Here is an 11,893-nt window from a genome sequence, read left to right as displayed (position 1 = left end):
TCAGATTATGCGGCTTTTGACGTAGCCTTCCTTTTGCAATAATTCCAGCACTTTAGGACGCAGGTCGCCCTGTACGATGATTTCCCCGTCTTTGGCCGAGCCGCCGACGCCGCACTTTACTTTCAGGAACTTCCCAAGCGCTTCCAGATCGGCAGCCGTCCCCCGGAAACCGGTCACCAATGTCACGGCTTTGCCGCCCCGGTTCCGCTTATCCAAAGCGATGCGCAACTGCTGCTTCTCTTTCGGAAGCGTTTCTTCTTCCTCTCCGTCTCCTGTGTCATATTGAAAATCCGGGTTCGTCGAATACATGACTCCCAGACGGTCCTTCCAGTCGTTACTCTTCATATTTCATCCTTTCTTTATGGGGTCAAATCTACAAATTAACGCCGGGATAAACAATACCCGACGATAATCCGGCCTCGCCAAGGCCGAACTGAAACTGCCGTTTCATTTTTATAACCGAGCGTGATAGAGTTACGGGCTACATTGTCTATCTTTGCAAAAGATATCTGATTTTCAATTATTATATCTAACATGAAATGAAAATAACCGGCCCTCTAAATATATTGTTTCTATTGCTTATGTGCTGCCCGGCCTGGTCCGTCCAAGAGAAAGCGGCACAGGATTATATTCTATTACTCCACTCTATCAATTTCAACGAAAGCTGGACACATGAGCCCTGCGAGAAAATCCGGACCCTGTTTCCCCTCGAAGGGATCGAAGTGAAAGGGGAAGAGTTGCAGATTCCGGCCATCAGCGACACGGCGCAAATCTTCGAAAGAATACAATACCTGCGCGAACAATATCCCACACCGCCCAAAGCGGTGGTCTGTATCGGCGATCCTGCATGGCTGGTCGTCCGCCCGCTGTTCGACAAGGAATGGAAAGACGTTCCGACCCTGATCAGCTATTCGCGGGGAATGATGCCGCGAAACATAAAGGACATGGTAGACCGCAAACTGGACCCGAAAAAGGCCATGATACCGACGGCTGCCGTTACAAAAGGCTATAAGGTCACGACTTTGAGCCAACCTCTCTATGTGCGGGAAACCGTCGAAACAATGTTAAAGATACAACCCGGACTGAAAAAAATCGTATTCATCAGCGACAACCGTTATATCAGCATCGTAACCGGGCAGGAGTTGCAGAGCATCCTGAAGCAAGCTTTCCCCACGCTCCGGCTGGAGATGCTCACATGGCCGGAACTTTCGACCGAGAACCTGCTGGACAGGCTGACGACCTACAGCAATAAAGACGCCGGCATCATCTATTACTCCTGGTATGCCACCCCGCAGAAAGAGGAAAGCCACTACCTGGTGGACAACGTGCAAAAGATGACGAACAGTTTCTCCAATCCGCCCGTCTTCCTGATATCCGACCGGGGATTGAAGAACGGGAGTTTTGCCGGCGGACATTATATTTCGACCGAGGATTTCGGCGACGCCATCGTCTCCACCTTGAAAGAAATACTGAAAGACAAAGACGCGCTCGTAGGCCGGGATCTGGTGGGAGGAACACCCAAAACCTACCTGAACTACCAACATCTCTACGCACACGGTATCGACCCGTCCTTCTACCCGAAAAATGCGATCTATTTCGACGAACCGCCCACGTTTCTCGAAAAATACAAGATAGCCATCCTTTGCGGCATCGTCATCCTCTTCCTGCTTGCTTCCATTGCCGCACTGCGCATCCGCCTCCTTATCCTGAAGCAGAAAAGAAAAAAAGAATTGCTGGAAAAGGAGAAGATAGAAGAATCCGACCGATTGAAAACGGCATTCCTTGCCAATATGAGCCATGAGATACGCACCCCGTTGAACGCAATCGTCGGTTTTTCCAACCTGATCGCCCAAGGGGAATGCCCGGAAGAAGACAGGGAGGAGTTTTGCAAGATCATCGAGACCAACAACGAACTGCTTCTGCAACTGATCAACGACATTCTCGATCTCTCCAAGATAGAAGCCGGCAAACTCGATTTCACATACAGTGATATCGACGTTTCCGCCCTGTTCAACCACTTGATGCAGGTATTCTCCGATAAGCCGCAACCGGGCGTGGAGCTGAAATGCGATCTCCCGGACAAGCCTTGCTTCATCCATTCCGAGAAAAACCGCCTGATGCAGATCCTTACCAACTTCCTGACAAACGCCTGCAAATTCACATTCAAAGGGTCTATCACAATGGGATATGAAGAGACTGACGGCGGGTTGCGCTTCTATGTAACCGATACGGGAAAAGGGATCGCCGAAGAGAACATCCCGCACGTATTCAAGCGGTTCGCCAAATTCGACGCTTTTATCCAGGGGACGGGACTCGGCTTATCGATTTGCCAGACCATCATAGAATGCCTGAAAGGGGAAATCGGAGTCGAATCGGAAGAAGGCGCGGGTAGCACGTTTTGGTTCACCATTCCCTGCGAAGTAAAAAAGGAGTAAGAGGGAGAGATCAGTTCCATGCCCATGAAACTATAGTTTCATAGGCATGGAACTAAAGTTTCACATAAGGGAAACTCCCGGCAATAGTAGGGGGAAAGATCCTGAAGAGGCGGACTATTTCTGTATCAGCACCGTTGCGTAGGCGGCTATTCCTTCCTGCCGACCGGTAAAGCCCAACTTCTCGGTGGTCGTCGCCTTGATGGAGATATCGTCGACATCCACCTGGAGGACGTCGGCCATCACCCGCTTCATTTCGGGAATATGGGGATTCAGTTTCGGACGTTCGGCGGCGACGGTCGCATCTATATTGCCCAACGTATATCCGGCATCACGGAGCAGTTCCATCGTATCGAACAACAGGATCTTGCTGTCGATGTCCTTGTATTCTCCTGCCGTATCGGGAAAATGATACCCGATATCGCGCATATTGGCTGCTCCTAACAACGCATCGCAGATGGCATGAATCAAGACATCCGCATCGCTGTGCCCTTGCAAGCCCATCGTATGCTCTATTTTCACTCCGCCCAGCCACAAGTCACGTCCCGAGACCAGCGCATGCACATCATATCCAAAACCTACCCGAATCTTCATCCGCTATAATTCTTAATTCTTAATTTTTAATTACCTAAACAGGTTCTTGATTCCGTCCATATCAAAAGACAGAGAGAAACGAAGTGTCTGGTCCAACGGGTTCTGCGGAACCGTACTGATCAGATAAGCGGCATCCAGCTGGAACACGCTCATACGGAAACCGGCGCCTACGGAAAAGTATTTACGGTTGCCGACATTCGCATTCTCGTAAAAGTAACCGCCGCGAACGAAGAATTGTTCATTATAGCTATACTCGGCACCGACCGAGACCATGATCTCTTTCAGCAAACCGTTAGGCGAATCGGTAAAAGACTTCATCATGCCGGAAATGCTCGACCACGACTTATAGTCGTCCACACGCGTCTGGAAATCGGCATTTGTCTCTCCTTCTTCCTTTTGCGGGGCGTACGGGACCATGTATTTGTTCAGGTCCAGATAAACGCCGATCTGGTTGTAGTCATCGATCGGGTAAAGCAGGCCGGTTCCCAACGTCAGCTTTGCCGGAAGGTACTGGTTCGTATTGCCCCCGTCATACGAGATCTTACTCCCGATATTGGACAGGTTGAAACCGAAGCTCCACAACGCCTCGGCATTTCCCATCAGCACATATTTCTCCAAATAACCGGAAATATCGGCTGCAAAAGCATTGCCCGCATTACTCTCGTCACTCTGGTCCGTCCCCATATCCGAACGGATATAACGCAAGGTTACCGCCATTGAATAGGACTCGGACAGCTTACGGCTGTAAGCCACGTCGAACGCCATCTCATACGGATTTACACCTATAGGGACATCCCCGATGTTCTCCCATATATTCACTTCGCCTAATGAGAAATAGCGCAAAGACGCGCTGATAGCCTGCAAATCGCTATTCCCTAATTTGTAGTAACCGGTCATGTTCACCAACGCCACATCGTTGACCAATTTACGCAACCACGGTGTATAAGACAAGCTGACTCCCGCCTTGCTTCCCATAAAAGCATATTTGGCAGCATTCCAATACTGCGAATTGATGTCCGGCAAAGTTGCCGCCCCCATATCTCCCATACCGCCGCCTCGCGCATCCGGAGCGATATTCAGCGAAGGGACCGCCATTTGGAGCAAAGAAGGATTATCCACTTGTCCCCAAGCCGCAGCAACCGCAACCAAGAAGTTGAGTATTATAACGAGTGCACCGATTCTGAATTTACTTATCATATGTCTATTCTTAATTATTTTCCGATTCAATAGGGGGCGGTCCGCGAACCGTCCCCACTGCATTATAAACTGAATAATCCGAACTTTATTGTATGCTCGAATAAAATTCCTACTTTTGCCTTTTGAGTATGAAAGATATACAATCGACAGGCAAAGTTAAAGCATTATTTCTTCTGATGCGCCCTTCCCAGTGGGTAAAAAACATCCTCTTGTTCCTTCCCATGTTTTTTGCACAGGAGATAGGGGACGCGGACAGGTTGCGGAACGTTGCAATCCTGTTTGCCGGTTTCTGCCTCCTCACCAGCGGCGTCTATGTCTTCAATGACTTGATGGATGCGGGTGAAGACCGCCTGCATCCGGTCAAACGATTCCGTCCGATCGCCTCCCGGAAGGTTTCGCCGATGGCAGCCCTCGTCTTCATGTTCCTGCTCTATGGGATGAGTGCAGTCTGTTTCAGCTTCATCCATACAAGTAACAACCAGATCTGGTTGTTGTCAGGAGGATATATCCTCCTGAACTTAGCCTATACGCTTTACCTCAAGCAGGTGCAGATCATAGATGCCATGATCGTCGCCTGCGGTTTCATCATCCGGCTCGAAGCGGGAGCTGTCGCCGGGAAGATAGAACTTTCGCACTGGCTGATTATCATGACATTCATCCTTTCCCTCTTCCTCGCCTTCGCCAAGCGCCGGGACGATTTGCGCAATTTCATGGAAACCGGACAGATTTCACGTAAGAATATTACCGGATATACGATCGACTACCTGAACGTGATCCTGTCATTTCTTTCTTCCATCATTGCCGTGGCTTACATAGTATATACGCTTTCGCCCGAAGTGACGTCGAGAAGCAGCGAATACCTGTATGTCACGATCCCGTTCGTACTGGCAGGCATCATGCGCTACCTGCAGATCATCCTGGTGGAGAAGAGCAACTGCAACCCGACCGATATCCTGTTGCAGGACCGCACTTTGCAGCTGACCGTGGCCGGCTGGTTTATCGTATTCGCTTTACTTATTTATTGATATGGCAATCGCAATATTCGACTTCGACGGCACCCTCATTTCCCGCGACTCACTGCCGGACTTTCTGATTCAGGCTTGCGGACGAACGGCTTTCCTCCTGCGGCTCCCCTGGATGGTCCTGCTGAAAGGAGCAGCCTCGGCAGGCATTCTCTCCACGCACCGGGCCAAAGAGCTTGTGATCTCCTCTTTCCTGCGGGGGATGAAAACGGAGGATTTCCAACAGGCTTGCCTCGAATATGCCTCCCGCATACCGGCTTTCGTCTATCCTGCCGCCCTGAAAGAAATACGCAGGCATCAGGAAGAAGGAAACAAGATCGCCATTATCAGCGCGTCCGCGCCTGACTGGATACGTCCCTGGGCGCAAACAGTCGGAATCCGGCTTGTGGAAGGGACAGAGTTGGAAGTCAGGGGGGAGAGGCTGACCGGGCGATTTTCCACGCCCAACTGTAAAGGAAGCGAGAAGGTCCGCAGGCTCCGCCGGCTATATCCGGATTTCGCCTCCGAGACGTTGCATGTATATGGCGACAGTTCCGGCGACAAGGAACTGCTCGCCCTTGCAGATGTTCCCCATTATAAACCATTCAACAACAAATAAACATAGATATGATGCCATCCTGCCTGTCTATTCTGTTTCGCGCTCTCCGGATCGAGTGGAGAGAGACTAAGCGCACGTTATTTCCACCGACCCCGATAGAAACCGGGCTTTTCCTTTTCTTCTTCCTCCTTTACGGGTGTATCGGCTACCGGATGCTCTTTCATACGGAACTGATAGACGTGCCCAACGGGGGAGCGGGAAGTTACTTGGGTTATGACAATCTATTCCATCTTCACACACGCGGAGGAGCGTTCGACGTCAGCCATCCTTTCTTCGGCATCTTCCATTTGTTGAAAACCCTGTTGACAATCCTGTTGACAACCCTGTTCAAAGAGAAAACTTCGGGTATTATTTGCCTGATGCTGATGAACCTGTTGATAACCGGCGGACTGGTCCTGATCTACCGCTACCTGAAACAGATCGTCCGGATTTCTTCCCGCCGGGCACTATTGCTGACAGGGTTCACGGGATGCTTCTTCACAACCGTTGTCCTGTCGTTCACAACGGAAACCTATCCGTTCTCCTTTTTCCTGCTCATCTTCTCACTATTAATGCTTTCCAGGGAATACAAACAGACCGGATATATAAAAGGGCGGACTGTTCTCTTCCTTTCTTTCCTTTGCGGAGGGATCACAATCACCAACGCAGCCAAACCGGCAATGGCCCTGTTCCTGAACAAAGCACCGTTCTGGCATAAAATACGGACGGGATTCAAAGTCATGCTGCCATTTGTCGTTTGCGTAGCTGCCGTCATGGGCTTTTACACCCTCAAAGCGAAACTGTTCAACCCGGAAGGTCCGTCTCCGATCGAAACGACCGGGCAACTCGGACAATATTTTATCCACGACGAGACATTCGGCAAACAGGCACTGGTCGATTTCTGGGGCAATACGATTATAAGCACGCCTCTCACACAACAATCAGTCGGGAAAGAGGTCGTATTGCGACCCAGCGAATACCTGCACAGTTGGAACAATGCCGTGATCGTGTTTCTGCTGTTCTTGGTCGCCGCCTCGGCCTTGCTCAACCTCAAAAACAAATATGTACAACTGCTGCTTATGTACCTGAGTATCGATTTCGTGATCCACTTTATCATCCGCTACGGGATGAACGAAGCGATCCTGTTCGGCGGACACTGGATGTTTGCAGTCCCGATCCTGCTGGGTTGGCTATACACGCGATTGCCGATCCGCATGTACCGGATACTGGACTGGGTTATTATCGGATTCTTTGTCCTGACGGCTACGATAAATACGATGGAGCTCATGCGTTCCTTCTTATTCGCCTAAAATGATGAACTTCCTTGCTTTTGTCGCGTCTTTGGAATTATCGGTGCTGATGGCTGCCCGGTAGATATAGACACCGGGACGCAAACGGGCGCCGCCGGATGTCAGATCCCAGGAGACCGTATAGTTTTCGAACAGCCCGGACGTTCCGCTTTCTTCATGTTTCCAGAGCTGGCGGCCAGCCAGATCATAGACCATGATGCCCACCCGCATCCGGCTTTCCGGACGGTTGTGCATAAGATGGAAGGTCACCTGCTCGCGGGCGATGCCCGGTGTTGCGATCACATCGAACAGGAACGGTTTCAGCCCTTCCACCACTTCGAAGGTAAATGTCCGCACGGTCGAATTATTCAGGATATCCCACACCCGGAACTCTGCCGTATGTTTGCCCGGTTCCAGTGCCGGGATCGGGAACTTCACGATGCCGGCCCCATCTTCGCCCGGCAGCAATTCGTAATAACTGTTCAGATTATAGCTCAGGACGATCGACTCGTCTATTACCAGCATCATATCATGCCCGACACTGCTTCCCGTGATATTCACTCCGCTCTTGTCCCACAATTCGGCGACAAAATAGGGAGTCGTGTTCACCTGGCCGCCATCCACAAATGTCGTATCATTCAGGTAAAGGGTACGGATTTCCGGACCGACCGTATCGGTTTCCGCCGTATCGGAAGTTCCTCCGACAATGAAGTTGTCGAAATTGCCTTGCGCCTCATTGCCATTTTCCGTATCGACGGCATACAGGTTCATTTTCCCCTGCAAATTGGAATAGGAAATATCCTTCGGAACCGTAAAAGTAAAGCTGAACTTACCGTTACACACGGAGTCATTCCCGACAAAAATCGTATTCGGATAGTCGGTAAAGGTGAAAGCGTCCTCATCTGATTTATTGTTATTCAAGCAGGTAACAGTGACCTTACTATCCTTCACTGTAGGATTCACGATACCGGTAAAGTCCGTAGCCAACGCTCCGGACGGATCCAGCACTTGCCCTTCGACGGTTATCTTTTCCAGAGCTTTGAACGGGATGGCCTCTCCATCCACAGCCTCTCCGTTGACAGACGTTACCTGCATACGATACTCCGGATAGTTCAGTTTCATGGCAGGGTCACCGATCAGACAGAAACCCAACTTATAACGAGCCGCCGAAGAATTGATCAGATCACATTTTGTCTCTTTAATGATTTCTCCCAACGTCAAACGTTTTCCATTCTTCTTCTCAAACATATTACGGATCAAACGACTGTTGATATATGCATTATAAGGGATGTAAGCTACGCGGACCGTCGTGAACAAAGCAATACCGCCACTTTTTGCATTCAGGAACAAATCTTCACCGGCAGAAGTGTTCAGATCGTCGAAACGGGTAAAGTCGCAAGTCGCCGTGATCCACACGGGTAAACGAGGATAAGAGAACTGAGTGATATCCGTCTGCGTCAAAACCTTTTCATCGCTCAGGGCTGTCGTTCCGCCATGCCCCGTATAATTAACCAAGAGCAAGCCGTCTTTCAGCAACTTCTGCAAATTGGAACGAACATCGGGGTATCCGTTCTGTCCGCCCGTTACATCTTTCCTATACGCATCGAAGTAGAGTTTATTCACGAGAAACTCAGGATGGTCGGCTACCAGATAGTCCGTCAACGTATCAGCCTGGATCATGTGCCCTTGAGAGAACCCGTCGCTGTTACTTCCATCATCCGCCATAAAACAAAGATTGTTTTTCCAAATGCCGGTCTCCTTGTTTTCCATGTAGTTGATTACCTTATCCACAGCTTTGGTCGCCTGATCTAACGTACGGATCGGAAAACGTCCGATACCGATATTCACTTTCTTATAGGGGATTTTATCTTCATACTCTTTCTGGCCACTATTGCCACTATCTTCATCCTCAAGGAAGCCAAAATAATCATCTATCACATAAGAAAACTGATTCAACGACTTTTTCGTCTGGTATGTCAGCAGCATATTGCTCATATCCACCGATTTCCAAGCAGAGGTCAGTTTACGGTTGTCGAACGAGCCGTCACCGAACAGCAGTAAATATTTGGGAGCATCGGCTTCCGAAGTCTGCCGGTCGTAGAACATCTTCATAAAACGGCGGTAAGCGGTTGCATCCGGCGTACCGCTCGAAAACTCGTTATAAATCGCTTCCGGCGCTACGACCTGGACCGTCAGGTTATCTTTTGTCCGATGCGCTTCCGCCAGACGTTCCGCTTGTGCGGTGAAATTAGGCTGGGCAATAATAATCATATCTTGCTGCCCCAAGGCATGCAGATTCTGGTTCGCCACCTCGCCGACCGTCACGGGAGCTTTAATCTGCGAAGGCTTGACTACGACAAACTCCCTCAAAGAAACGGAAGCAGGAATCGAAAAAGACAGCTCCGTCCCGTTCAGAGACGTCTCCATCTGCTGCGGATTTACCCCGTCGGTCACATCAAAAACCAGTGTATTGGCATCGGCTCCCTGAATCACAAAGCGAGAAGCATTGCCTCTTGCCGAGAGACTGCGGAAGAATGTACAATTGTCATATACTTTCAATTGTCTCTTCATCTGAAGACGGAAATAGTTCAAGTGCACATTCTTGTGCCCGGTCGTACTGTATCTGATGTTGACCTTTACAGTCTCGCCTTTATCAGCCGTCCAAGCACTTTCGCGATGCAGTTCCCGTGCCACTTCGTATTCGTCCGAGGGGACCGACACCGAGCCGGAGATTAAAGAATTGCCATCGACATTCATGGTGATCGTTCCGTTGCCGCGGGAGATAAAAGACAGGGTGGCCTTTCCCTCATCGTTCGTAATGCCCGGAATCGAGATTGTAAAATCACGGGATAAAGTAGAAGTAAACGACTCTCCATATAGTTCACGCCCGGAACTGTTCACCGATACCAACTCTTCTTCGTGCAAAACATAGTCATCGAAAGTCGTCACCTGCAGAGTAGCCCCATCAGCGGATGCAGCCTTTTCCATCGTCCGCCCAGCCGTTTCTTTTTCGGTCACGAAATAGTATCCGTAGTTGGAATAGGGGTTATTGGTATGGACAAAGGCTTTATCGGAAGAAGAATATTCCCATTTGCGTTTTCCTTTCCCATAGAACAGCAAGTAATCACTTCCGCGCCACACAGCCACTTCAGGCACATCATCTATATACATCTTAGAGAAATCTTCCTCCAACGGCCAACCTCCGTACCCGTAAACGGCGACCTTTTCCAGGCTGGAAAAGCCCATCTTCTTCAGGTCGGCAGCCGTCAGTTTGTAAATGCCGTCTTCTTCCACCTGTATCTTCACCCATTTCCCGGAGTTCAACACCGACCGGGAGGCATAGCGACTCCCATCCGCCCAGGCTGATGTCAGCAGACTGAATACAAACAGCAAGGTATATAAGATTCTCTTCATACGTTCTTTTTCCGTGTTATCTCACAAAGAAATCCAGCAGCTTCTGCTCGCCGATATATCCCTGCAAGTGGTCGTCTATCTTGACCGGCCCCACGCCCACCGGGGTTCCGGTGTAGATCAGATCGCCTATCTTCAACGTAAAGAAACGGCTCACATAGGCAATGATCTTATCGACCGGGAAAAGCATATCCTGCGTGTTTCCTTCCTGAACAGTCTTTCCGTTAATATCCAAGTGGAAAGGAATGCGGTTCACATCTCCCGCACGTTCTACCGGAATGAATGTTCCGAGAACTGCCGAATTATCGAACGCCTTACTGATTTCCCAAGGCAGACCTTGCGCACGCAGTTTACGTTGCAGGTCGCGGGCAGTGAAGTCAATCCCCACCGTCACCTCGTTATAGTAACGGTGGGCGAAACGTTCGGCTATGTTTTTTCCCAGCCGGTCTATCTTCACGACGATCTCCGTTTCGTAGTGGATCTCCGAAGAGAAATCAGGAATGAAGAACGGTTTGCCGTCCTTCAGCAACGAAGAGTCGGACTTCATAAAGATAGTAGGCTCCGATAATTCTAACGAATGATGCAGCTCTTTATTGTGGGCGGCATAATTCATTCCTACGGCTATTATTTTCATATGTCAGTGATTGATTGAATTCAAGCGGTTGAACATCACGGCAAGGTGGGCGTACATAGAGGTATTTTGCACCACGATATCTTCCGGCACACGGATGCGGAACGGGGTAAAGTTCCACAAGGCCTTGATCCCTCCGGCGATAATCTGCTCGGTCACTTCCTGCGCCTTGTCGACAGGGACGGTGATCACTCCGATCGTCGCCCCGTATTCTTTCTGCTTGGCAGGAAAATCATCCATGTGGTAGACCGGTATCCCGTTGATCTCCGTTCCGGCCAGTTCCCGCCGGACATCGAAGCCTCCGACAATCTCCAGTCCATACTGTTTCAGACCGGAATCCTGCAGCAAGGCAGCTCCCAGACTACCGACCCCGAACAGGAATGCTTTATGCTGAGCCGTAAAGCCTAAGAAGTCTTCCAACACGTCCACCAGCGTACTGATCTCATAGCCGACTCGTGTCTTCCCCGAAATATTCACAAAGGAGAGGTCTTTCGCCACCTGACTGGGATCCACATTAATTTCTTTGGCAATCTGAGTAGATGATACGAAAGTCTCCCCTCTTCCTTTCATCAGTTTCAAAAAGGCAAGATACCACGGCAGCCTCCTAAGAGTCGGCTCCGGCACTTTCCAGATTTGTTTCATTTCATCGTTAGCCATTGTTCCATTTTTATTAATGTAGCTCACAAAAGTACAATTTTTTTCTTTGGGAATAGAAAAATAGAATACGCTCTTTTCATAAA

General features: G+C 49.7%; 10 protein-coding genes. 4 read left to right on the top strand and 6 right to left on the bottom strand.

The features are described from left to right. On the bottom strand, window positions 1-345 hold the full coding sequence (locus tag ACW6QF_RS08185) for a translation initiation factor (protein WP_456087439.1): 345 nt from the start codon (window positions 343-345) through the stop codon (window positions 1-3). A gap of 194 nt (window positions 346-539) precedes the next feature. Here ACW6QF_RS08185 and ACW6QF_RS08180 point away from each other — a divergent pair, with 194 nt between their 5' ends. Then, on the top strand, window positions 540-2,435 hold the full coding sequence (locus ACW6QF_RS08180; RefSeq protein ID WP_456087438.1) for an ATP-binding protein: 1,896 nt from the start codon (window positions 540-542) through the stop codon (window positions 2,433-2,435). Window positions 2,436-2,549: 114 nt separating this feature from the next. Here ACW6QF_RS08180 and ispF read toward each other — a convergent pair whose 3' ends face one another. Both ispF and porV read right to left on the bottom strand, forming a co-directional pair. Continuing rightward, a complete protein-coding gene (gene ispF, locus ACW6QF_RS08175) occupies window positions 2,550-3,026 on the bottom strand; it encodes a 2-C-methyl-D-erythritol 2,4-cyclodiphosphate synthase (protein WP_456087437.1) in 477 nt (158 codons plus the stop codon). A 30-nt stretch (window positions 3,027-3,056) separates the two neighbouring features. After that, entirely contained in the window at window positions 3,057-4,223 is a 1,167-nt protein-coding gene (porV, locus tag ACW6QF_RS08170; protein ID WP_456087436.1) for a type IX secretion system outer membrane channel protein PorV, read from the bottom strand. A 128-nt stretch (window positions 4,224-4,351) separates the two neighbouring features. Between porV and ACW6QF_RS08165 the strand changes: the two genes are divergently transcribed. From ACW6QF_RS08165 to ACW6QF_RS08155, 3 genes are read left to right on the top strand one after another with little or no spacing between them, the layout of a single operon-like run. Then, window positions 4,352-5,248 carry a decaprenyl-phosphate phosphoribosyltransferase gene (locus ACW6QF_RS08165; RefSeq protein ID WP_298552128.1) on the top strand — a complete coding sequence of 299 codons (897 nt, stop codon included), beginning with the start codon at window positions 4,352-4,354 and terminating at the stop codon, window positions 5,246-5,248. A gap of 1 nt (window position 5,249) precedes the next feature. Then, window positions 5,250-5,843, top strand: coding sequence for an HAD-IB family hydrolase (locus ACW6QF_RS08160; RefSeq protein ID WP_456087435.1), 594 nt, complete (start codon window positions 5,250-5,252; stop codon window positions 5,841-5,843). Between the two features lie 8 nt (window positions 5,844-5,851). Continuing rightward, complete coding sequence (locus ACW6QF_RS08155) at window positions 5,852-7,132, top strand: DUF6080 domain-containing protein (protein WP_456087434.1); 1,281 nt, start codon at window positions 5,852-5,854, stop codon at window positions 7,130-7,132. Here the strand turns inward: ACW6QF_RS08155 and porU are convergent. Genes porU through ACW6QF_RS08140 form a run of 3 tightly spaced genes read right to left on the bottom strand, consistent with a single transcriptional unit; the run spans window position 7,121 to window position 11,810 of the window. Next, on the bottom strand, window positions 7,121-10,525 hold the full coding sequence (porU, locus tag ACW6QF_RS08150; RefSeq protein WP_456087433.1) for a type IX secretion system sortase PorU: 3,405 nt from the start codon (window positions 10,523-10,525) through the stop codon (window positions 7,121-7,123). The two genes, ACW6QF_RS08155 and porU, sit on opposite strands and share 12 nt — an antisense overlap. A gap of 16 nt (window positions 10,526-10,541) precedes the next feature. Then, complete coding sequence (locus ACW6QF_RS08145) at window positions 10,542-11,156, bottom strand: fumarylacetoacetate hydrolase family protein (protein ID WP_298552122.1); 615 nt, start codon at window positions 11,154-11,156, stop codon at window positions 10,542-10,544. A gap of 3 nt (window positions 11,157-11,159) precedes the next feature. After that, window positions 11,160-11,810, bottom strand: a complete 651-nt coding sequence (locus tag ACW6QF_RS08140) for a redox-sensing transcriptional repressor Rex (protein WP_456087432.1) — start codon at window positions 11,808-11,810, stop codon at window positions 11,160-11,162. Window positions 11,811-11,893: the final 83 nt, after the last annotated feature.

Source organism: Parabacteroides sp. (assembly GCF_977054455.1).
This window is presented reverse-complemented; position numbering and strand designations above follow the sequence as displayed.